At 71.3% G+C, this 21,762-nt stretch carries 22 protein-coding genes and 1 pseudogene; 10 read left to right on the forward strand and 13 right to left on the reverse strand.

Annotated elements, in window-relative coordinates:
* Positions 1 to 248: 248 nt before the first annotated feature.
* Together ACZ52C_RS22805 and ACZ52C_RS22810 are read left to right on the forward strand one after the other, a co-directional pair.
* Complete coding sequence (locus ACZ52C_RS22805; protein WP_469076454.1) at positions 249 to 755, forward strand: ATP-binding protein; 507 nt, start codon at positions 249 to 251, stop codon at positions 753 to 755.
* A 175-nt stretch (positions 756 to 930) separates the two neighbouring features.
* Positions 931 to 1,842 (forward strand): adenosine kinase, encoded by a 912-nt coding sequence (locus ACZ52C_RS22810; protein ID WP_469076455.1) that lies wholly within the window; start codon positions 931 to 933, stop codon positions 1,840 to 1,842.
* A 4-nt stretch (positions 1,843 to 1,846) separates the two neighbouring features.
* Here the strand turns inward: ACZ52C_RS22810 and ACZ52C_RS22815 are convergent, their stop codons facing one another.
* The 3 genes from ACZ52C_RS22815 to ACZ52C_RS22825 all read right to left on the reverse strand — a co-directional run bounded on the left by ACZ52C_RS22815 (position 1,847) and on the right by ACZ52C_RS22825 (position 3,338).
* Positions 1,847 to 2,449, reverse strand: coding sequence for a GTP-binding protein (locus ACZ52C_RS22815; protein WP_469076456.1), 603 nt, complete (start codon positions 2,447 to 2,449; stop codon positions 1,847 to 1,849).
* A gap of 44 nt (positions 2,450 to 2,493) precedes the next feature.
* Positions 2,494 to 2,922 carry a roadblock/LC7 domain-containing protein gene (locus ACZ52C_RS22820; RefSeq protein WP_469076457.1) on the reverse strand — a complete coding sequence of 143 codons (429 nt, stop codon included), beginning with the start codon at positions 2,920 to 2,922 and terminating at the stop codon, positions 2,494 to 2,496.
* Between the two features lie 74 nt (positions 2,923 to 2,996).
* The gene (locus ACZ52C_RS22825) at positions 2,997 to 3,338 is read right to left on the reverse strand and encodes a hypothetical protein (protein ID WP_469076458.1); all 342 of its coding nucleotides are present in this window, start codon (positions 3,336 to 3,338) and stop codon (positions 2,997 to 2,999) included.
* Between the two features lie 814 nt (positions 3,339 to 4,152).
* Between ACZ52C_RS22825 and ACZ52C_RS22830 the strand changes: the two genes are divergently transcribed.
* Positions 4,153 to 5,394, forward strand: coding sequence for an acyl-CoA dehydrogenase family protein (locus ACZ52C_RS22830; protein ID WP_469076459.1), 1,242 nt, complete (start codon positions 4,153 to 4,155; stop codon positions 5,392 to 5,394).
* Between the two features lie 226 nt (positions 5,395 to 5,620).
* Here the strand turns inward: ACZ52C_RS22830 and ACZ52C_RS22835 are convergent, their stop codons facing one another.
* The 6 genes from ACZ52C_RS22835 to ACZ52C_RS22860 all read right to left on the reverse strand — a co-directional run bounded on the left by ACZ52C_RS22835 (position 5,621) and on the right by ACZ52C_RS22860 (position 10,935).
* Positions 5,621 to 6,205: a GAF domain-containing protein gene (locus ACZ52C_RS22835; protein ID WP_045559824.1), complete on the reverse strand. Its 585-nt coding sequence runs from the start codon at positions 6,203 to 6,205 to the stop codon at positions 5,621 to 5,623.
* A gap of 37 nt (positions 6,206 to 6,242) precedes the next feature.
* A complete protein-coding gene (locus ACZ52C_RS22840) occupies positions 6,243 to 6,845 on the reverse strand; it encodes a GTP-binding protein (protein WP_045559823.1) in 603 nt (200 codons plus the stop codon).
* Positions 6,823 to 7,191 (reverse strand): DUF742 domain-containing protein, encoded by a 369-nt coding sequence (locus tag ACZ52C_RS22845; RefSeq protein WP_033529367.1) that lies wholly within the window; start codon positions 7,189 to 7,191, stop codon positions 6,823 to 6,825. The genes ACZ52C_RS22840 and ACZ52C_RS22845 overlap by 23 nt, the downstream gene beginning before the upstream one ends.
* A gap of 4 nt (positions 7,192 to 7,195) precedes the next feature.
* The gene (locus ACZ52C_RS22850; RefSeq protein WP_033529461.1) at positions 7,196 to 7,633 is read right to left on the reverse strand and encodes a roadblock/LC7 domain-containing protein; all 438 of its coding nucleotides are present in this window, start codon (positions 7,631 to 7,633) and stop codon (positions 7,196 to 7,198) included.
* Entirely contained in the window at positions 7,620 to 9,416 is a 1,797-nt protein-coding gene (locus ACZ52C_RS22855) for a sensor histidine kinase (protein WP_469076460.1), read from the reverse strand. The genes ACZ52C_RS22850 and ACZ52C_RS22855 overlap by 14 nt, the downstream gene beginning before the upstream one ends.
* Positions 9,417 to 9,978: 562 nt before the next feature.
* Positions 9,979 to 10,935: a helix-turn-helix domain-containing protein gene (locus ACZ52C_RS22860; protein WP_469076461.1), complete on the reverse strand. Its 957-nt coding sequence runs from the start codon at positions 10,933 to 10,935 to the stop codon at positions 9,979 to 9,981.
* Positions 10,936 to 11,297: 362 nt separating this feature from the next.
* Between ACZ52C_RS22860 and ACZ52C_RS22865 the strand changes: the two are divergent.
* The 5 genes and pseudogenes from ACZ52C_RS22865 to ACZ52C_RS22885 all read left to right on the forward strand — a co-directional run.
* A pseudogene (locus tag ACZ52C_RS22865) lies at positions 11,298 to 12,629 on the forward strand (ATP-binding protein); the annotation flags it as partial.
* Positions 12,630 to 13,198: 569 nt separating this feature from the next.
* The gene (locus ACZ52C_RS22870) at positions 13,199 to 13,612 is read left to right on the forward strand and encodes a roadblock/LC7 domain-containing protein (RefSeq protein WP_469076462.1); all 414 of its coding nucleotides are present in this window, start codon (positions 13,199 to 13,201) and stop codon (positions 13,610 to 13,612) included.
* Entirely contained in the window at positions 13,609 to 13,965 is a 357-nt protein-coding gene (locus tag ACZ52C_RS22875; protein ID WP_469076463.1) for a DUF742 domain-containing protein, read from the forward strand. The genes ACZ52C_RS22870 and ACZ52C_RS22875 overlap by 4 nt, the downstream gene beginning before the upstream one ends.
* A complete protein-coding gene (locus ACZ52C_RS22880; protein WP_060882943.1) occupies positions 13,943 to 14,545 on the forward strand; it encodes a GTP-binding protein in 603 nt (200 codons plus the stop codon). Before ACZ52C_RS22875 ends, ACZ52C_RS22880 begins: the two co-directional genes overlap by 23 nt.
* Before the next feature lie 131 nt (positions 14,546 to 14,676).
* Positions 14,677 to 15,981, forward strand: a complete 1,305-nt coding sequence (locus tag ACZ52C_RS22885; protein WP_469076510.1) for a cytochrome P450 — start codon at positions 14,677 to 14,679, stop codon at positions 15,979 to 15,981.
* A 59-nt stretch (positions 15,982 to 16,040) separates the two neighbouring features.
* On the opposite strand, the gene ACZ52C_RS22890 is transcribed toward ACZ52C_RS22885, so the two are convergent.
* Positions 16,041 to 17,288, reverse strand: a complete 1,248-nt coding sequence (locus ACZ52C_RS22890) for a cytochrome P450 family protein (protein WP_469076464.1) — start codon at positions 17,286 to 17,288, stop codon at positions 16,041 to 16,043.
* Between the two features lie 197 nt (positions 17,289 to 17,485).
* Here ACZ52C_RS22890 and ACZ52C_RS22895 point away from each other — a divergent pair, with 197 nt between their 5' ends.
* The gene (locus ACZ52C_RS22895; protein WP_469076465.1) at positions 17,486 to 17,872 is read left to right on the forward strand and encodes a hypothetical protein; all 387 of its coding nucleotides are present in this window, start codon (positions 17,486 to 17,488) and stop codon (positions 17,870 to 17,872) included.
* An 80-nt stretch (positions 17,873 to 17,952) separates the two neighbouring features.
* Here ACZ52C_RS22895 and ACZ52C_RS22900 read toward each other — a convergent pair whose 3' ends face one another.
* Positions 17,953 to 18,369, reverse strand: a complete 417-nt coding sequence (locus tag ACZ52C_RS22900; protein WP_469076466.1) for a DUF6114 domain-containing protein — start codon at positions 18,367 to 18,369, stop codon at positions 17,953 to 17,955.
* Entirely contained in the window at positions 18,369 to 19,028 is a 660-nt protein-coding gene (locus tag ACZ52C_RS22905; RefSeq protein ID WP_045559814.1) for a DUF6230 family protein, read from the reverse strand. The genes ACZ52C_RS22900 and ACZ52C_RS22905 overlap by 1 nt, the downstream gene beginning before the upstream one ends.
* A 735-nt stretch (positions 19,029 to 19,763) precedes the next feature.
* Here ACZ52C_RS22905 and ACZ52C_RS22910 point away from each other — a divergent pair.
* Positions 19,764 to 20,417 (forward strand): Tat pathway signal sequence domain protein, encoded by a 654-nt coding sequence (locus tag ACZ52C_RS22910; RefSeq protein ID WP_469076467.1) that lies wholly within the window; start codon positions 19,764 to 19,766, stop codon positions 20,415 to 20,417.
* Between the two features lie 105 nt (positions 20,418 to 20,522).
* Here ACZ52C_RS22910 and ACZ52C_RS22915 read toward each other — a convergent pair whose 3' ends face one another.
* Positions 20,523 to 21,545, reverse strand: a complete 1,023-nt coding sequence (locus ACZ52C_RS22915) for a lytic polysaccharide monooxygenase auxiliary activity family 9 protein (RefSeq protein WP_469076468.1) — start codon at positions 21,543 to 21,545, stop codon at positions 20,523 to 20,525.
* Between the last annotated feature and the right edge of the window lie 217 nt (positions 21,546 to 21,762).

The raw sequence follows: 21,762 nt of genomic DNA on the forward strand, positions 1-21,762 counted from the left end.
GCGAGGTGTTGTTCGCGGATGCCACAGTGGTCGTACCGTCACGGTTCCGGCGAACACCGGGGCCGCGCGGCCAGGTTGGGGGAGATGTGGCCGCAACTGAGCGCTGTCCGGCGCGAGTTGCCAGAGCTCGCGGCGAGCGGCGAGGCGGCCGTGGCACCGGCACCCCACCGGTGCGAAGGGCCAACGAAAGGCATACGGCGATGGCTCCGCCCACCCTCCCCCAGTCCCCGGACCGGTTAGCCCCGACCATGTACCCACCCCTTGGCGCAGAGGCGTACGAACCCCACAGGGCGGGAGTCTTCGGACTGCCCGCGGTGCCCGCCTCGGCGGGCGAGGCACGCAGAACCGTGCGCGAGCTGCTCGGCGAATGGGAGGTGCGTCCGGAGACCCTCGAGGACGCGCTCCTGATCACGTCCGAGCTGTTCACCAACGCGCTGACCCACACGGACAGCGAGTGGATCGTGTGCCGGCTGCACTTCACCGGCAGCCGGCTGCGCATCGAGGTGGAGGACCAGAACAGCGGTCACGCACAGCCTGCCCGGCGTCGTCCGGGCCCCGACGACCAGAATGGGCGTGGGCTCATGCTGGTCGGCATGCTCAGCAGCGACTGGGGGGTGCGCGACACCCCACAACGGTCCGGTCGCGTCGTCTGGGCAGAACTGCCGTCGGAGGGCCGGGAAACCGCCGAGCCCGCCCCTCCGACGGCGACGCACGAGAGCGGAGGGTTTCCCTTGACCGATCCGTCCTGGACGTAGACGCTCCGCTCGGAACAGGGCGCCTGTTCCGGTGGGAACACGGCGCCTGCTCCGGTTGTCGGTCGGCCGCGGGCATGTCGTGGCCGGTCGCGCAGTTCCCCGCGCCCCTTCGGGACGCGGCGGCGCGCCGGACGTACGCTGCCCCCACAGTCGGCCCGTCGCCGTGGGAGGCAGCGTGCGCAGCGAGTCCGAGATCGATGTCCTCGTGCTGGGCGGGGCGGGCGTCGACACCATCGTCTACGTTCCCGAACTGCCGCTCCCGTTCGCCGACAGCCATCTGGTGCCGGCCATCGAGACCCGGGCCGGACAGACCGGCGACTTCATGGCGGTGGCCACGCACGCGCTCGGGCTGCGGACGCACCACTTCGACCTGCTCGGCGACGACCACGAAGGTGATCTGGTCCGCGCGCTCCACCGTGACCGGGGCATCCCGCTCACCGAGGCGCCGCTGCCCGGCGGCACCCGGCGCGCGGTGAACCTCGTCGGTCCGGACGGGCGCCGCTGCTCGCTCTACGACGGCAGCCGGAGCCAGGAGGTCCACGAACTGCCCCCGGACACGGTCCGCGCGCTGGCCGGGGTCAGCCGGCACGTCCATGTCTCCATCAGTCAGCCGTGCGCGGCCTCGCTGCCGCTGCTGCGCGAGCTGGGGGTCACCGTCTCGACCGATCTGCACGACTGGGACGGCGCCGACCCGTACCACGAGCCGTTCGCCCTCGCCGCCGACCTGGTCTTCCTGTCGGCGGCCGCGCTCCCCGACCCGGAGAAGACCATGCGCCGGATCGCCGAGCGGGGCCGGGCCCGGACCGTCGTCGCCACGGACGGGGAACGGGGCGCGTACCACCTCGTCGACGGCGCGCTGAGCCATGTGCCACCGGTGGCCCCGCCGACCCCGGTCGTGGACTCCAACGGGGCGGGCGACGCCTTCGCGGCGGGCTATCTCTGCGGCCGGCTCACCGGCGAACCACCGCACCGGTGCGCCCTCTTCGGCGCCATCGCCGGCGCGTACGCCTGCACCGTCCCCTCCACCCGCACCGACGCGATCGGACGCACCGAACTGCTGGCCAGGGCCGAAGAGTCGACTCTCTGAGTCCTCAGCCCGGGCGGAGCCCCGCCGCCACCAGACGGGCCTCCATCCGGCGGCGGGCCGCACCGAGCACCGCCAGCAGAAGCTCCTTGCTGGAGTGGCGCTGCCGTACGTCGCAGAGCAGGACCGGGACCTCGGGCGAGAGGTCGAGCGCCTGGCGGACCTGCTCGGCGTCCACCTCACGCTTGCCGTCGAAACAGTTGACGCCGACCGCGAAGGGGATGTCGCGGGACTCGAAGAAGTCGACCGCGGGGAAGCAGGCGTCGAGCCTGCGGGTGTCGGCGAGGACCACGGCCCCGAGGGCACCGCTGCACAGGTCGTCCCACATGAACCAGAACCGGTCCTGCCCCGGTGTGCCGAAGAGGTACAGCACCAGCTCGGGGGAGAACGTGATCCGGCCGAAGTCCAGGGCGACGGTGGTGGAGACCTTCTTCTCGACGCCCCTGAGGTCGTCCACGCGTCTGCCCGCCGAGGAGATGTGCTCCTCGGTCGCCAGCGGGGTCACCTCGCTCACCGAGCCGACCATCGTGGTCTTGCCGACGCCGAATCCGCCCGCGATCAGGATCTTCAGGGCGGTGGGTACGACCGGCCCGGAGCTGACGGACACCATCCATCACCCTTTCGACGAGTTCCCGGCCCGGCGGCCGTCGCGGCTCACGCGTCCTGCACGTAGCCGGACGGCGTTTCCGCACGGGGCGCCGCGCTCAGGTACTTGCCGACCTGTTTGACCAAGGTGCCCATCTCGAAGGCCATCATGCCGACGTCCACCTCCTCCGAGGCGATCGCCGCCAGCCGCGCGCCCCGCCCCGCGGCGGTGACGAAGAGGAACGCCCGCTCCATCTGGATGACGGTCTGCTGGACCTCACCGCCCTGGAAGTGCCGGGCCACGCCCCGGGCCAGACTGTGCATGCCCGAGCCGACGGCCGACAGATGCTCCGCGTCGTCGAACCGGATGTCCTTCGACTTGCCGATGAGAAGGCCGTCGCCGGAGAGCACGATGGCGCAGTGGATCTCGGGTATGCGCTCCACGAGTCCGTCCAGCAGCCAGTCCAGTTGGGGACCGGGTCGTTCCTGCTCAGTCATGTCGTGCGTGTTCCTCACGGTCGGTCGGCGCCGGGGGAGGCGCCGGGTCGTCGGGGCGCCGGGGGCAGCGCCCGTCAGGAGGCTTCGGGACCTGGTCGGGGTGCCGGTCGGCCGTCGGTGGCAAGGGTCCCGCCGGTGCCGGGGGTCCCGGAGGTGAAAGGGGTGCCGCCGGAGTCGTGGTCGCCGTCGGGTCCGGCGAGCCGGGCGCGTGCCGTGCCCCGCTGGATCGCCACCATGACGCGGGCCAGGTCGTCGGGGCGGACGGTGTCCTCGGTGTCGTCGCCGGCGGCCGTCGAGGGGGCGTCGGCCGCGTCCTCGCGGAGCCGTGGTGGGGCCGGGGTGTTCCGGGCCCGCCGGGGCAGACCCTGGGGGAGGGAGGCGGAGCCGGTCCCGGTGCGGGGCGTGTCACCGCTCATCCGGGCCACCGGTGCGCACCGCGTGGGGTGCCGGTGGGGGTCCCGCCGCGCGACTCGCCTCGCGCGCGGGGGAGGGTGCCTGGCATCTGATTCCTCGTACGACAGTGAACATCCGACGGCGGTGGGGGTGCGCCCGCGAGCCGCCCGGCATCCCCTGTGCCCGGCTTGACACACCGTCGGCGGAAGTCGGCGGGCGGACGGAACGGTATCAGGACCCGAGCCCCGTCGTCAGCACCCGCCCGGCTGCGGCCCGCTCGCGGGCCGGACGCAACTCGCCACCGCGGGGCAGCACTTGGCGCGGTGACCACGGGGCGGGTGCCGGGGGCGGATCGACCGAACGGAAGGTTCCGGGGAACACGGAAAGCTGACTTGTCGACACGGCGACCTCGCAGGATCGGCACTCCTCGGCCACAACCGACTTCGGTAGGTGTGGCTTGAAATCTATGGTTACCTGCTCAAACCTGCACGCGAGGCGCCGTGGTTTGGTATTTGGCGGGGCGCAGCCCGGAGGAGCCTTGGGCCGTACGGTGTTTGGCTGGTGGTCAGGTTCGTCGGCGGCCGGTCTCGAGTCGGGACAGTCGGGCAAGTTCGGCGAAGAAAGTATCAAAATGTGGACATCGCCGTACTCGTATCTCACATTTGGGCTCATATTTCAACTGTCAATGTTTCGGCCAAACCCCCTAAACGATCTTGGCGTAAGAGGTTGATTTGTAGACCATGTTCCACGTCGGTCAGACTCCCAACCGGAACCACGATCCGACGCACAGCCACCGCGTCTCCCCCGGGCGCGGGGAAACGCCTAGAAGGGCTTGGCGTGGAACACGTCTTCACAACCCAGGATCACGAAGATCTACGGCAACGCGTACGCGAGTTCGCCGAGCGGGTGGTACGGCCCCTCATACCCGAGATGGAGGCCTCCCGTACCGCACTGGTGGGGCTCTCCCGTCTGATCGCCCAACAGGGCTGGATCGGGGCCACGATCGACCCGGCCCACGGCGGCATGGGCGCGGGTCATCTCGCCAAGACCATCATCATCGAGGAACTGTCGCGGGTGAGCGGCGCGATGGGCGCCATGGTCCAGGCCTCCCAGCTCGGCGTCGCCAAGATCATCCACTTCGGCGACGACAGCCAGAAACGGTACTGGCTGCCGAAGATCGCCGCCGGTGAGGTCCTGCCCACCATCGCTGTCACCGAGCCGGGGTCGGGGGGCCATGTGGCCGGCATGGAGAGCAGCGCGGTACGGGACGGCGACGACTACATCCTCAACGGCCGCAAGGTCTTCGTCGGCAACAGCCATGTGGGCGACGTGCACGGTGTCGTGGTCCGCACCGGGCCGGGCTCCAAGGGCATGACGGCCTTCCTCGTCGAGTCCGACCGGCCCGGCTTCTCCCTCGCGCCCCAGGTGCCCTCCATGGGCCTGCACGGGTTCAGCTTCGGGGAACTCGTCTTCGACAACTGCCGGGTGCCGGCCGCCAACCGGCTCGGAGCGGAGGGCGAGGGGCTGGCCGTCGCCTACTCCTCGTCGGTGCTCTACGGCCGCCTCAACCTGACCGCGGTGTCCCTCGGCATCCACCAGGCGGTGTTCGAGGAGACCGCCCGGTACTGCGGGGAGACCCAGCGCTACGGCAAGCCGCTCGGGCACCTGCCCAACATCAAGATCGAGCTGGGGCGGATGCTCCAGCGCCTCACCCTCGCCCGACAGAGCGCCTATCTCGCCGCGCACCTGCTGGACAACGGGCGGCCCTGCGACGTCGAGTTGATGTCCGCCAAGCTCTACAACGTCGAAGCGTCCATCGAGTCGGCCCAGGAGTCCGTCAAGATGCACGCCGCCTGCGGCCTGTTCACCGACCGCCCGGTGGAGCGCTATCTGCGCGACGCCTTCCACATCTACGCGCCCGCCGGCACCTCCGAGATCCAGGGCCTCAGGCTGGGCGAGTTCGCGCTCGGCGAGAACAAGGGCGAGTGGTCCGAACGACTCGCCGAACTGGTCCGCACGCCGCAGGTCGAGCAACGGCGACCGGACCCGGAACCGGTCCCGGTCGGAGAACTGGTCTGAGGCCCGGCACCCGCGCCCCACGAGGGGGCGCGGGGCTGTCTCGATGTGCGGCTCCGCCGCGTGGGCGCGACCGGCCCCCACCGGCCCCCGGGTACGTCACGGCGCCTCCCGGGGCGCCGAACGCAGAGAACCGCGGACACGACGACGTGTCCGCGGCTTTCGTGTTCCGGGTGCCCGGCGGCCCGCTTCCCCTCGACCGTGACGGGCCGGCGGCGCCCGGTCGGTCTCAGTGGCCGGTGGCGATGGCCTGGATCCGGTCCGACATCTCCTGGGCCATGTGCTTGATGATCTCCAGCCGCTGCCGGCCCCACGTACGGGAGTCGGTGTCGACGACGCAGATCGTGCCGAGGTTCATGCCGCCCAGCGCGTCGACGAGCGGCGCGCCCATGTAGGAGCGGATGCCGATCTCGTCGACGACCGGGTTCCCCGCGAACCGCGGGTAGTCGCAGACGTCGTCGAGGACCAGCGCCGCCGTCCGCTTGACGGTGTGCGGGCAGAAACCGTGGTCCAGACGCATCTCCCGGCTCATCGAGGTCTCGGCGGCCTGCCCCTGCGCGATGTTCACGGGGCCGGCGTCCGGCGTGTAGAGCCCGGCGAAGAACTGCCGCCTGTCGTCGACGAAGTTGACCATCGCGTACGGCGCGTCCAGCTCCAGGGCCAGCCGGCGCGCGAACGCGTCGAACTCGGCCCGGGGGGTGTCGGCGAGCCCCAACTGGGCGAGCCTCGCGGCACGCTGCGGCGCACCCGGATCCTCGGGGGTGAGGAGCAGGCGGTCGAGCGGCGGCTCATAGGAGGAATAGGGGCTGTTCATCGGAACTCCGTTCGAGGTCGGCTGAGTTGAGTAGGGATCAACGGAGCGCGGGCGGCTGGTGCGACGCCACGCCGGGTGTCATGCCGAGCAGATGCTGCACGAGTTCGACGAGCACACCCGTGCCGGAGCTGCAGTGCCGGGCGTCGCAGAACACGATCGGTGCGTTGGACTTCAGCCCGATGGCGTCCCGGACCTCCTCCAGGGAGTACTGGTACGCGCCGTCGAACTCGTTCACCCCCACGACGAACGGGATGCCGCGCACCTCGAAGAAGTCCACCGCGGGGAAACACGCGTCGAGCCGTCGGGTGTCGGCGAGCACCACCGCGCCCAGCGCCCCGTCGGACAACTCGTCCCACATGAACCAGAACCGCTCCTGCCCGGGGGTGCCGAACAGGTACAGGACGTGGTCCGAGCCGAGGGTGATCCGGCCGAAGTCCAGCGCCACGGTGGTGGTGGACTTCTCCTCGATCCCGGCGAGGCTGTCCGTACCGGCGCTGGCCGTGGTGATGACCTCCTCGGTGCTGAGCGGCGCGATCTCGCTGACCGCCCCGACGAAGGTCGTCTTGCCGACCCCGAATCCGCCCGCCACGAGGATCTTCAGCGCGGTCGGGAAGGGGTCAGAGTCGTGCGCGTAGGCCATCGAGCACCGCCTCCAGAACTTCTCGGTTGGCGGCGGAGGCCGCCTCTACGGCACGGGGCGCCCGTGCGGTGAGCGCCTCGTGCTGCACCAGGTCGGACAACAGGACTTTGGTGACCGCGATCGGCAGGTTCATGCGCGCGGCCACCTCGACCACCGGCACCGGCCTGACGCACAGCCCGAGCACCATGTCGTGATCGGGGCCGAGGTCGGCGAGCGGCCGGACACCGGTGGCCATCACCAGGGTGAGCAGGTCGAAGGATGTCGAGGGTCGAGTGCGCCCGTTGCTGACGGTGAACGGCCGGACTAAGCGGCCGGCCTCCTCGTCCAGGAACAGCTCGTCCGTCATCGCGTCACATCCCCGCGCTGGACGGCGCGATGGTCGGGCGGCGGGCCGGCGTGGCGAGGAACGGCTGCACGGCCCGGATGAGCATGCCCATCTCGTAGCCGAGCGTCTCGGTGTGCGTGGACGCGTCCGCGGTGACCGCCAGCACGGCGCCGTGGCCCGCCGAGGCCACGATGAGGATGCCGTTGTGCAGCTCCACGATGACCTGACGGACGGTGCCGCCGTTGCCCAGCACCCTGTCGTGACCGAAGGAACGGCCCAGGGAGTTGAGCCCGGAGGCTATCGCGGCCAGCCGGTCGGCGTCGTCGGTGCTCAGGTCCACGTGCGCCTTGCTCAAGCCGTCGGACGACAGCAACAGGACCTGCCGGGTGCCGGGGACGGTCTTCTTGAGGTTGTCCAGCAGCCAGTCGATGTTCTGCCCGGTGGGGTGGCTATCGCTCACCATGGTGAGGTTCTTCTCCTTGCGGTTGGGGCGGGGCCCAGCGCGCGTCGTCGACGGGGATCGCGTCGGAGGTCGCGCCGGCGAGACCGAAGCCTCGATTGATTCCGGCCAGGAGGCCGGGGCTGAAGTTCAGTTCCTGCTCGGTGGTGTCGGGACGCGGAGCGGGCCCCTGGCGGAGTTCGGGGGCCAGGTGCTCCATGGCGCGCCGCTTGGGCAGGTTCGGCCTGCCGGACCCGCCGGAGCCGTGCGGGGCGGCCACCGGACGCTCGTACCCGGAGGGCCGGTAATCGGACCGTACGTCGGCGACGGGCTGGACCCGCTCGTGCCGGGCGGCCGCCGGGGGTGGCGTGGGCGCGGCCGACCGCTGCGGGGCGCCCGGCGGGGGACCGGCCGGGGAGGCGGTGCGGACCGGGGGAGCCGCGTGCGCGGGGGGCGGCGCGGCGGCCGGGGGAGCCGCGTGCGGCGAGGGCTGCCAGGAGGGCGGGGGCGTCTGCGCCGGCCGGGGGGCGGCGGGCGGCCGTGCCTGGACCGGGGCCTGGACGGGCGCGTGTCCCTCCTCGTCGCCGAGCAGGCCCTGCGGGAGGACGAGGATGGCCTGCACGCCGCCGTAGATGTTGCCCTGGAGCTGGACCGCGATGCCGTGCCGGCGGGCCAGCGAGGAGACCACGAACAGACCGATGCGGCCGTCGGCGAGCAGCTTGGCGACGTCGATGCGGGCCGGGTCGGCGAGCAGGGTGTTGATCCGGTCCTGGTCCTCCTGGGGGATGCCCAGGCCGCGGTCCTCCACCTCGATGGCGATGCCGGCGGTCACCCGGCGGGAGCGCAGGAGGATCTGGGTGTCCGGGTGGGAGAACATCGTGGCGTTCTCGACCAGCTCGGCCAGCAGGTGGATGACGTCGGCGACCGCGTGGCCGCGCAGCGTGCCCTCGATGGGCGGCACCAGTTTGACGCGGGAGTACTGCTCGACCTCGGCGATGGAGGACCGCAGCACCTCGGTCAGCGTCACCGGGTTCGTCCACTGGCGGCGGGAGACCGCGCCGCCGAGCACCGCGAGGTTCTCGGCGTGCCGGCGTATTCGGGTGGCCAGGTGGTCGATGCCGAAGATCCGGCGGAGCAGGTCCGGGTCCTCGACCTGGTTCTCCAGATCGTCCAGTTCACGGATGGTGCGGTGGACGAGCGACTGGAGGCGGCGGGCGAGGTTGACGAAGACCTCGACCTTGTCGCTGTTGTCGTCGGAGGCGGCCTGGAAGTAGCTCGCCGCCCAGACGAGCGCCTCCCGGGCCCGGTGCTGGGCCTCCGTGACGTCGTACTCCAGCTTCTGGAACGGGTCCTCGCCGCGCGAGGCCTGGTAGGAGAAGCCGCGGGAGAGGAGCTGCTCGCCTCGCTTGAGGCGGGTCAGGTCCTCGTCCAGCGCCCAGTTGCCGCTGGTGATGGCCTGCCGCAACGATTCGGCGCGCTTCGCCTCGGACCTGGCCCGCTTCCTGGCCGCCAGCACGGCTCCGGCCAGACAGCCGCAGCCGAGGACCGCACCGCCCGCCAGCACCCCCCACGTGGCGGCGTCGGCCGTGCCCTCCTGAAGCCACAGCAGGGTGCCCGTGACGGCGGTGGATATCCCGGCCATGAACGCGGCCGGGAGAACGGCGAGCCGTGTCAGTCGGGGCTGTGCTGCGAAGGAGTTGGCGGAATCCGACACCCCGGGCTTTCCGTGCCGGTGACGGGGCGGGGGAGTCGTGGTGTCCCGCCGACCGTGATCCGGGGTCGTCGCGAAGGGTGGGGGTTCAGGCATCGGAGTCCTCTCGATCAGCCAGTACGCGACAGAGTAGCGAAGAACGTCAACTATCTGACCAGCGGTCCTAGACGCTCAGGGGAGGTCTGTCACCTGAGGTGTCGTCAGCGCGGCATGGGTCTGCGACGCCTTTCTACCTCCTTCGCGCGAGGCGGCGGGACAGCAGTTCTTCACACCTCGGCCATGGCGCCGCGCCGTCTGTGAAAGAGGGGTCGCCGGGAGGGGGGTCACCTGCGGATTCGACTGTTCCGGCCGTCATTACCGGCCGTGTGGAGCGCACGATTCACGCCACCGCGCGCCGTGGTGCCTCGTGTCAACGCTCCTCGCGACGAGCCGAGTCGGGTGCGAAAGGGGCGAGGTCGCACACGGTGGGCACGACGAACTCCAGGAACATTCACACCACGAGGGGCGGAAAGCGGCCAGGGTCGACCGCCGGTCATGCTTTGGCTAAGCTTTAGACTTCAATGGAACGATACGCCAGGCCGGTGTGAGAACCTACTCGGCGGATCGTGTCCGTTGTGTTGCTCTCGCTCGAACTCCCGTGTGCACATGGGGAGTTGACTCAGCGTACGCTCTGCCGCATCTCCCGTGGACTGACGCCGTAGCGTCGGCGGAAGGCCGTGCTCAGAGCGCTCGCGGAGGAGAAACCGGCGGAGTAGGCGAGATCCGTGATCGTCAGATGCTCGCACTCCGCGCACAGTAAGCGGTCCCGGACCAGCCGCAGCCGCTCCTCCCGGATCAGCTCCCGGGGCGTGGTGCCCGCCTTCTGCAGGGCCAGTTGGATCTGACGCAGCGACCAGCCGAGCGCGCGCGCCACCGCCGTACCCGTCAGGTTCGGATCGGCCGCGTGGTCGCGCACATAGCGGCGGACCATCGCCTCCACCTCGCCCAGCTGCCCGGGGGCGTCGGGGCGGTCGTCACCGGCGGCCAGCATGCACACCAGCTCCACGACCCGGTCGGAGACGGCGTTGAACTCCGGTTCGGTGAGGTGCGCGCGCTCCTCGTGCAGCCCGGTCAGCATCGAGCCGACGATACGGCCGAGACCGGTCGCCAGGTCCAGCCCGCTGGCCACCGGCGACCTGCTGCTGAGCCGGCCGTCCACCTCGCGGGCCGGAATGGTCAGGATGAACGCGTCGATGGCGTCGCTCTGCAGGCACTGGAACGGTGACGCGAAGGTGACCAGCGCCGCCGTGCCCGGGGTCAGCCGGGCCTCCTCGCCGTCCTGCCGCAGCACGATCTCACCGCTCGTCGGCACCAGCAGCCGGTAGTTCTCGTCCGGGTCCTGACGCACCTGGCGCAGCGTGCGGGTGTACTCGATCTCGTCCGACCGGTACTTCACCAACTGGTAGGTGTCGGTGCGCTGACGGACGGTCTCGCCGCGGAAGTTCTCCGACCGCGCGTATCCGAACCCCATCCGCGACTGGTACGAGCCGATCCGCTCGGTCCAGAAATCGGCACGCTCACGAGGGGGCAGCTCCTCGGTGGTCAGCGCCTCGACGCTGTAACTTCCCGCGGGCAACGTTCTCCTCCCCGGTGCCGGGCCCCCGACGACGTCCTCGTTGTCTGTATGCGGTCCCCCATACGGAAATCTTCAACTTCTGCGTGATCAAAGATGGTTGCCGTCCGGTCGGACCAGGAAGGCACCCTAGCGTGGCAAGCGGTTGCCATGCCGCACGGGTCGAGTCGCCGAATATGCCGGGGCAAACCTCACCGCACACATCGCGCCCCGTGCGTCACTCATGCGCCCTGTGACAACTTCCCTGCGCGTCACGGAAAGTGCCCGCGCGGTCGCGCCGCTAGCGTCGTGCGCTCCGTCAACTCCCGCCGGCGTCCCGGGACCCCCGACGCCCGGGGACTTGAGGACGTTAGGACGCGTACTTCATGACCGAACCGATATCGCAGGCGGTGACCTGGGCCCTCGCGGCGGCCCTGTTCGCCACCGCCGTACTCCTGCTGCGCCAGCACGCGATCACCAGGCGGCAACGCGGAAGGAACGCGGTCCTGGCCGACGACGTACGGGCCCGGGAGGAGGAGCTGCGCCATCTGGTCACGGTCCGTCTGCCGGCCCTCGCCGACCATCCCGGCCAGGCCGTCCCCGGCGTCGGACCGCTCGAGGGCCGCCTCGCCGGGACGGAGTTCGGCAAGGGCCTCGACGAGGTGCTCGCCCGTTTCTCCGGCGCCGTCGAGCACGCGCAGCACCGCGCCGACCAGTCCGCCAAGGCCGCCCTCAAGGCGTCCATGCGCTCGATCCAGGCCCTCGCCAACGAGCAGCAGATGTCCATCTCCGAGATGCAGGAGCGGCACGACGATCCCGAGGTGCTGCGCGACCTCCTCGAGATCGACCACACCAACGCCCAGTTCGGCCGACGCGCCCAGGCCATCGCCGTGCTCTGCGGCTCCTGGCCGGGCCGGCAGCGGGCCACCTCCCCGCTGGTCGAGGTCGTCCGGGGCGCCACCTCGCGCATCCGCGACTACCGGCGCGTCCGCGTCCACGGCCAGGTCGACCTCGCGGTGGTGAGCCGTGCCGTGGAACCGGTCGTCCTCGCGGTCGCCGAACTCCTCGACAACGCGGCCCGGCACTCCCAGCCCAACACCACCGTCGAGGTCAACGTCCAGGCCGTGCACAACGGCGCGTGCGTGATCGTCGACGACGCCGGCGTCGGCATGGACGCCCACGCCGTGCAGCGGGCCACCCGGCTGCTCACCGGGGACGGCGAGGTGGACGTCACCCGCCTCGACGATCCGCCCCAGTTCGGCTTCGCCGTCATCGGGATGCTCGCCCGGCGCTACGGCTTCACCGTCTCCGTGGACACCCGATCGCCGTACGGCGGTGTCCGCGCCGTCGCGTTCCTGCCCACCGCACTGCTCACCCACCCGGAGCCCGCCGCCCCGGAGCGACGGGCCGAACCGGCGCACGTCACCGGGACCGCCCCCGGCCCCCGCCCGGCGACCGTAGAGGCCGCCCGCGTCGGCACCACCGAGGGCGGACTGCCCAAACGCCGCCGGCGCACGCCCCGGCGGACCACGGCCCCCGAACCGGAGCCCGTGGCACGGACCGAGGAGCCCCCCGGCCGGTCGCCCGAGGAGAACGCCCGCCTCATGGGCGCCTTCGCCCGCGGCACCCGCTTCGGCCGGGCGGCCGGACGCATCCTCGACGAGGAGGAGTACGTCCGGGAGCCCGGCCCCGGGGCCGGACGTGACGTCGGACGTGAAATCGGCCCTGGAGCCGGACCCGGAGCCGGACGTGAGTTCGGCCCTGGAGCCGGGCGTGAAGTCGGCTCTGGAGCCGGTCGTGAAGTCGGACGTGAAGTTGGCCCTGGAGCCGGACGTGACGTCGGACGTGAAGTCGGCCCCGGAGCCGACCCCGAAGTCGGACGTGAAGTTGGCCCTGGAGCCGGCCCCGAAGTCGGACGTGAAGTCGGCCCCGAAGCCCGACTCGATACCGGCCCCGGAGCCGGCCCTGAAGCCGGACCCGGAGCCGGACGTGAAGTCGGCCCCGAAGCCGGCCCCGAAGCCGGACGTGAAGCCGGCCTCCAAGCCGGCCCCGAAGCCGGACGTGAAGCCGGCCCCGAAGTCGGACGTGAAGCCGGACCCGGAGCCGGACGTGAAGCCGGCCCCGAAGCCGGACGTGAAGCCGGCCTCCAAGCCGGACCCGGAGTCGGCCCCGAAGTCGGCCCCGGAGCCGGGCGTGGAGTCGGCTCCGATCGCGAGCGCGGCTCCGCCGATGCCGTCGCCGACCCCGCGTCACCCACCCCCCACGAGAACGAAGGGACCCCCCACGCATGATCGAGCCCACGAACAACGAGCTGGGCTGGATGCTCGACGACGTGCTGAAGGTCCCCGAGGCGCGGCACGCCATCCTGCTCTCCGCCGACGGCATGCTCCGCGCCCACTCCGCCGACATCGACCGCGACGACGCCGAGCGCCTCGCCGCCGGGCTCTCGGGACTGCAGTCCATCAGCCGCAGCACCTCGGAGTTCTGCGGCCCCGCCGACCGCCCGTGGCGCCAGACCCTGATCGAGTTCGGGCACGGCTTCGTCTTCCTCGTCGCGGCCGGCGAGGGCGCCTATCTCGCGGTCTCCACCGGCGACGAGGTCGACATGGAGGCGGTGACGTACCGCATGCACAAGCTCGTCGACCGGCTCGGCAAGGAACTGTCCAGCCCGGCACGGCTGGACACGGGCAGCAGGGCATGACGCCCCGCCGGCCCCGGGGACGACTGGTGCGGTCCTACGTCGTCACCGACGGCCGTGCCCGGCCGACCCGCAACACCCTGGACCTGGTCACGCTGCTGGTCGCCGCGAGCGATCTGACGCTGACCGGTCTCAACCCGGAGAAGCGCCGGGTGATGGACATGTGCCGGCCCGGCTCGCTCTCCCTGGCCGAGGTGGCGAGCCACCTGGAACTGCCGGTCAGCGTGACCAAGGTGCTGGTCGCCGACCTCATGGACAGCGGCCACATCGTCACCCGCGCACCGGTACCGGCCGCCCGGCCGTCCGACGCCCGCATCCTCCAGGAGGTCCTCGATGGGCTCCGCGCCCGCCTCTGACGACGTCTATCTGCGGCCCACCGTGCGGACGGCGGCCAAGCTGCTGGTCGTCGGTCACTTCGCGGTCGGCAAGACCACGTTCGTCGGCACACTCTCCGAGATCCGGCCGCTGCGCACCGAGGAGGTGATGACGGAGGCCGGCGCGCTCGTCGACGATCTCGCCGGCACCCGCGACAAGACCACGACCACGGTCGCCATGGACTTCGGCCGGCTCACCCTCGACGACTCCCTGGTGCTGTACCTGTTCGGCACCCCCGGGCAGCAGCGCTTCACCAGGCTCTGGCAGGACATGACCCGCGGTGCCCTCGGCGCGCTGGTCCTCGCCGACACCCGCCGACTGTCCCACTCCTTCGACGTGATGGGCGTCCTGGAGGAGCTGGACCTGCCGTACGCCGTCGCCGTCAACGACTTCGAGGGCGCCCCCGTGCACGATCTGGCCGAGGTGCGCGAGGCCCTCGACCTGCTGGACGAGACCCCGCTGGTGCGCTGCGACGCCCGCGACCCGGACTCCTCCACCCGGGCGCTGATCGCCCTCGTCGAGTACCTCCTGGGCCGCACGACCGAACTGGAGCCCGCATGACCCCCGCACCGCCGTCCGGCCCGACCGGCCCCTCCGACCCCTTCGGTTCCTCCCACACCTCCGGCCCCTCCGACACCCCCGGTGCCTCCCGTACTTCCGGTCCGCCTCCGGGCTGCCCGGCCCACCAACCCATGTACGGACCGGAGTTCGCCGCCGACCCGGCCGCGTTCTACCGGCGGGCGCGCGCGACCGGACCGACCGCGCCGGTCGAGCTGGCCCCCGGCGTACGCGCCACCCTCGTCACCTCCTACGACGCCGCCCTGCACGTCCTGCGCGGCACGGAGACCTTCTCCAAGGACCCGCGCCGCTGGAACGACCTGGCGGACGGCACCGTCCCCCCGGACAGTCCCGTGGTGCCGATGATGATGTACCGGCCCAACGCCCTGTTCTCCGACGGCGAGGAGCACCGGCGGCTGCGCGGAGCCATCACCGACAGCCTCGCCCGCGTCGAGCCCAACACCCTGCGCGGCTACGTCGAGCGCAGCGCCGACATCCTCATCGACCGGTTCGCGCCCACCGGCGAGGCGGACCTCCTCGGCGAGTACGCCCAGGTGCTGCCGCTGCTCGTCTTCAACCACCTCTTCGGCTGTCCTGCCGAGCTGGGGCTGAAGCTGGTCGAGGGCATGTCCGGCATCTTCGACGGGGTGGACGCCGAACGCGCCGACGAACTGCTCAGCACCACGCTTCTCGAACTGGTCACGCTCAAGCGGAAGCGGCCCCGGGCGGACGTGACGTCATGGCTCACCCTGCACCCGGCGGAGCTCACCGACGAGGAGATGATCCACACCCTCGTCGTGCTCATGGGCGCGGGCACCGAGCCGCAGCAGAACCTCATCGCCAACGGGCTGCGGCTGCTGCTCTCCGACGACCGCTTCGCCGGCGACCTGTCCGGCGGCAGCCTGCCCGTCGAGGACGCCCTCGACGAGGTGCTGTGGACCGATCCGCCGATGGCCAACTACGCCGTGCACTACCCGAGGCGGGACGTGGTGTACGAGGGCGCGCTGCTGAGGTCCGGTGATCCGCTCGTCGTCTCGCTGGCCGCGGCCAACACCGACCCGGCCCTGACGACCGATCAGCGGACGGGCAACCGGGCCCACCTGGCGTGGAGCGCGGGCCCGCACAACTGTCCCGCGCGGAGCGAGGCCCGGCTGATCGCCTCGGTGGCGGTGGAGAAGCTCCTCGACCGCCTGCCCGACGTCGACCTCGCGGTACCGGCAGGGGCTCTGGAATGGCGCCCGGGCCCCTTCCACCGCGCCCTCGCGGCCCTGCCGGTGACCTTCCCCCCGGCCCCCGTGGCAGGGCGACCCCCGTCCCACCGACCGACCACCCCCGAGGACCGGGCCCGCCTCACCCCCACCACCCAGGCCCCCACCACCCAGGCCCCCACCCCGTCCTCCCCCTGGACCCGCCTGCTGTCCTGGTGGCGCGGGGAGTGAGGGCCCGCCTCACCTGCCGAACCGACACACGACCGCTGCCGAAGCCGGAGCGGTGGGCGTCAGGTGGTGCGGACCGGGAGGTGGTGGTGGCCGTTGGAGATGAAGGACTCCACATGGCCCAAGTCGGCTTCCGTGGAGGCCAGTCGTAGGTTCGGGAAGCGCGTGAAGAGGGCCGGGAGGGCGATGCGGGCCTCCAGCCGGCCGAGGGGGGCGCCCAGGCAGTGGTGGACCCCGTGGCCGAAGGCGAGGTGTTCCTTGTCCGCCCGGGTGACGTCGAAGACGTCGGCGTCCGCCCCGTGGCGTTCGGGGCTGCGTCCGGCGGCCGCGTACGCCGCCAGGATCGGCTCACCCCGCGCGATCACGACACCCTCCGGGCCACCGAACTCGGCGAGGACGAGGTCCTCCACGGCGAACCGCAGCGGCAGGCTCGCCACCGGCGCCCGCACCCGCAGCGTCTCCTCGATCACATCGTCCCAGGTCGCCCGCCCCTCCCGGACCTGCGCGAGCTGCTCGGGGTGGGTCAGCAGGGCATGGACGGCCTGGTCGAGGAGGTTGACGGTCGTCTCGTGCCCGGCACTGATCATCAGCACCAGCGTGTCGATCAACTCCTGCTCGCTGAGCCGGGCGTGGTCCTCGTCGCGGGCGGAGATCAGCCCGGAGGCGAGGTCGTCGCCGGGCGTCTCCCGCTTCGTGGCGACGAGTTCCCCCAGCACCCCCTGCAACCGCCCGAACGCCGCGGACATCTCCCCGGGATCGGCGGACGTGGCGAAGATCTTGTCCACCAACTCCCGCAGTACCGGGCCCCGTTCCTCGGGCAGCCCGAAGAGGTCGGTGATCACCTGGATCGGCAGCGGATAGCAGAACTCCTCCCGCAGATCGACGGTCGCCCCGCCCCGCAGGCCCTCCTCGATCCGGTCCAGCAGCCCCTCGGTGATCTGCTCGATCCGCGGCTGGAGCGCGTTGGTGCGGCGCGCGGTGAACGCCTTGGCGATCAGCGTGCGCAGCCGCCTGTGGTCCCCGCCGTACGCGGTGAACATGTTCTGCACGGCGACCCAGGTGAACAGCGGCCACTCCGGCGTGATCTCACCGGCGGCGAACCGGGGCCAGTGCTGCCGCGCGTCCTTCGACACCCGCGGATCGGTGAGCAGCCGCTTGAGCAGCTCGGGGCTGCTGACGGCCCAGGCCTCCACGGCCGGCGGCCCCGGCAGCACGACCCGGGTCGCCGGGCCCGTCTCGCGGATACGGGCGGCCTCCCCGTGGATGTCACGGCCGGTCGGGTCGATCACCAAGGGGGTCGGGTGGCCCATGGGGGTCCTCCTGGTTCGAAGACGGTCCAACAGCGCAACGTGCAAGCCCGGTCACGCTACGGCTCGGCGGCGTCGCGGGGCGAGATCGCGCGCCACGCGCTGCGTACGACGGCAACTTCCCTGCGCGTACTCGCAAGTCGGCCGCCGGGGCCGCTCCTAGGATCGGGCGGACCCCCCATGAAGAGCCGGTGAGTGCCATGACTGTCAGCAGGGCCCCGCGCTGGATGTGTTCCTACAGCCCCGAAGTACGCACCGTGCCCGCCGGGCGCTGGTGGAACGCCGTGCGGGTGCCGGCGGACCTCGGCGCCCTCGCCCTCAGGTCCCTCGGGGACGAGAGCGGCGCCGTCATCAAGGACGGCTACGGCGGCATCATGTACTGGCTGGTCCCGCCGGGCGACGCGGCCGCCTGGCGCCTGCCCGACGTCCAGGTCCTCGGCCGGGGCAGCCATGTGGCCGTCCCGCCGCTGCGCCGTACCGCGGGCCCCGGCCTCTACTGGCGCGTCCCGCTCACCCACGACACGTACTGGACGAACACGGCCCGGCTGCACTCGGCCCTGACGGCGGCGGTGTCGGCCTCCCTGTGAACGCCGAACCCCGCACCACCCGTGGCGCGGGGAACTGCGCGAACGATCACGACGGGCCGGTGCCCGCCGAACGACCGTGACTACCCGAGCTCCGCGGCATGCTTCTCCGAAGCGCGCGCCGCCTCATCGGCCTGCTTCGCCGAACGCTTCCGGCGGGGTTCCTGATCCGGCAGCCAGCCGAAGGCCAACGTGCTGCCCACCGCTCCCATCAGCAGCCCCACGACGAAACCGCCGATGTTGGACGTGAGCCACGTACCCAGGGAGAGCATGATCCCGAGGATGGAGTAGAACAGGCGCTGAGCGGGATTGAAGAGGATCAGCAACCCGCACACGATCATCAGCGCGGGCAGGAGGTAGCCCGCCAGCCCCTGCATTCCGATCTTCAGGATGACCGGGAGCGGCGCCTTCATGGTCACGAGGATCTCGGCGCCGCCCAACGCCAGCAGCAGACCACCGGCGAACGGCCGGTGACCTCTCCATTCCCGGAAGTCGCTCACTAGTCGCAGCCCTCGCTCTGGAACCTCATGTGCAGGTCGGGGAGCTTGAAGACGGCCGCGGTGGCGGCGTAGTTGTGCTGGTACAGATCGGTGATGACGACCGAGTCGGCCTGCTGGCCGTAGACGCCGGGCTGGCCCTTCTGGTCCACCTTGTCGAACGTGCTGGAGTCACGGCCGATCTCGATGTTGTTGAACGAGGCGTCGCCCGTGATGTCGTCGGAGTCGATCGCCAGGTTCTTCACGCTCACCGGCGTGCCCTTGTTGCCGGCGGTGAGGACCAGCTGGATGCCGCCGAGGTCGACGCTCTGACAGAGGTTCGTCAGCTTGCCGTTCTTCACGACCGAGGTCACGACCAGCACCTGACCGCCGGTGTCACCCTCGTTCGGGCTGTTCTCGATCATGTGGTCCAGCGCGCCGAACTGGGCGAAGCCCTCACCGTCGAGCTTGTCGGCGGTGACCACGAACGGCATGCCGGAGATGGCGAACTGGACACCCAGCGCGCCCTGGGCGGTCATGATCATCAGACCGGCGGCGACCGCGGTGGCCGGCACCGCCATCACCGCGGCGCGCTTCAGACGGACCCGCCCGCGTCTTCCGGACGCTGCGGGACCCTCGGGTCTTTCGTTGGTGGACGCCGTGGCGTCCGAGGACGAGGCCATGTGTGCTCCCTGGACTTCCAAGTCATTGCAGTTGGGGCAACGGCACGTTGTCCTGGCGCGGACAGCGGTTGCGACGCACGCCTGAGAGCACCTCCCGTGGTGCAAGGGCTTACTTGCTACGCCGCAGTAGCCATTCGGGAAGTTACCGGTGGTTACATTCAGGGGTCAAGGTGCTTGTGGCAAAAGGATGTTGGATGTGCTGTCCCTGTGAAAGGTGAACATCTCTCACCTTTGGTTTTGTCTCCGGAAGCCACCGGATCCGGCCAACCCGCAAGCGGTTCCTGGTCATCAACTTGCCTACGATGCCTTGACGTTGACTGTTCCGCAGGTCTACAACTCTCCCGGGTTTCCCCCACGGATCCGTGGCGCCGGATCCGACGCGCAGCGTCTGTCACCGTCCCGAACTCCCCGTCGCCGACGGGGCGTGGGTGACCACTTCCGAACACGCTGCGCGGCCCACGCAGCACCACCCCTTGCCGCGGTGCCGGGCACGGTCGCCTTCCCCTCCACCGGGCCGTGCTCCGGTCCCCGGCTGTCGCTGTCGATCCGTCACGTACGGAGAAGGCGTGCCACGGATCGGCAGCGGCCGTACAGCGCCGTGCGGCATCGCCGCGTCACCCCGCGCGAACGGTGACCCCTCGCGCGCGATCACCACAGCCCACGCACCGTCGAGGGCTGTCACCCGCACCTTCCGAGGGCCTCGTCGGCCCTCACTTCCCGAGAAGAGGCACCCCCATGCGTACGCGATCCCTCCTTGCCCTCGCCGCCGGAACCGCCGCTCTGATGGTGTCGGCCATCAGCCCCGCCTCCGCCGCCGACACCGTGCTCACCATCGGCGGCCCCGCCGGTGACGCGGTCGCGGTCGGCGACGTCCTCAGCGCCTCGCTGGCCTCCGGCACCGCCGCCACCTTCTACTCCACCGCGACCGGCACGAGCGGCGTCTCCTGTGCCGCGTCGACCTTCACCGCCACGGTCACCGACAACCCGGCGGCGCCCGGCACCGCCACCGAGGCCGTGGACGCGCACACCTTCGGCAGCTGCACCAGCAACGTCTTCGGCGTGACCGGCGTCAACAGCGTCACGGTCAACAACCTGCCCTACACCACCACCGTGACCTCGGACGGTGTCGTCACGGTCAGCCCGGCCTCGGGCTCGGTCCTCCAGACCACCGTGGTGCTGCGCACGCTGCTGGGCACGGTCAACTGCGTCTACCAGGCGCCCAGCATCACCGGAACCTCCAGCAACACCGACAACAGCATCAACTTCACCGCCCAGGCCTTCACCAAGACCTCCGGCTCCTCGCTCTGCTTCGCCAACGGCTACTTCACCGCGAAGTACGCGCCCGTCACGGACACCAACCAGGGCGGCGCGACGGTCTACACCAACTGACCGCACCAGCAGGTCGGTCACCGGTCCGGCGGTCGGTGACCGACCCGGGGCAACGGTCGGTCCGCCCGACCGGTGCCCCGCTCGGCGGCCCGGTCGCTTGCCCGATCAGCCGTCGACGCGAGAGCGGCGTCCACGTCCGCGGAAGTGGAGGGCGGCGCCCACGGCGAGCACCAGTGCCGTGGCGCCGCCCGCCACCAACAGCGGCACGGAGGCGCCGCTCTCGTCGGTCGTGGAGGCGACGGGGCTGCCGGGGTCGGCCGCCCGCGCGTCGCCCCCGGCGTCGGCGTCCCCGGCGGGCGGTGCCTCGGCGGACCGCGCCGGCGCCGTCGTCGTGGGCCCGGAACCCTGCTCGTCCGTCGTCTCCCCGTCCGCCTTGCCGGCGGTCGCGTCCCCGGCCGCGGTCTCCTCGCTCCCGGCCGGTGTCTCCTCCGTACTCCCGCCACCCGTACCGGAGTCGGCCTGCTTCGCCTTCGGGAACACCACGTCCGAGCACGAGTAGTAGGTGTCGACCGTGCTCGTGTTCTGCCAGATCGTGTAGAGCACATGGTGTCCGGCGCGATCGGACGGCAGCTTCGCCGAGAACCGGTACGAGCCGTCCCGCAGCGGTGGGTCGGTGATCGAGGCGAACGGCTTCTCGGGCAGATCGGACCAGGTCAGCGGCTTGGTGGGGTCGTACCCCGGCTTCGTCAGGAACAGCTTGAAGGTCCCGGTGTGCGGGATCGTCGACCGGTACGTCAGATCCAGCGTGGTACCGGGGGAGAGGCGGGTCGAGGGCCAGTCGGCGCGGGCCAGGTCGAGCCCCTTGTAGGCCGCGAGCCCTCCGCTGCACAACTGCCCGTCGGGCACGACCTGCCGGTCCCGCCCGTTCACCCCGGCGACGCGCATGTTGTCCCACGCGGTGAAGGGCGCCCCGTTCGCGGCGACGGCGGCCCGGCACGCCGCCGAGTCCTGACTGCCCCCCTCCGGCGAGCACGCCGAGACCCGGCTCACCGGATCCGTCGGCGCACCGTGCGCCGAGGCCGGCCCGGCGGCACCCACGGTGAGGAGCAGGGGCGCCGCCACGGTGGCGGCCGCGGTCGTGACGACGGCGCGACGGGCGGTCGCGCGGCGGGCGGACAAGCGGTGCATCCGGTACGTCCGATCCATGGGGGTCGAGGGCTGACGGTCCACCGTGTCGTACGGGACCCAGGGGTGCCCCGTTCAACGGCCCGCCCCTGTTCGACCGGTCGGATCCAGCCATGCGCCGCGCGACGGCAAGGCGTCGGCAAACCCGGCGAAGCGGCACATCGGGCCCCGACTGCCGGGCGCCGTAGGGGAGTTCCCCGGGGGTCGAGGGTTTTCCCCG

It is taken from the genome of Streptomyces sp. NPDC034049 (assembly GCF_055575575.1).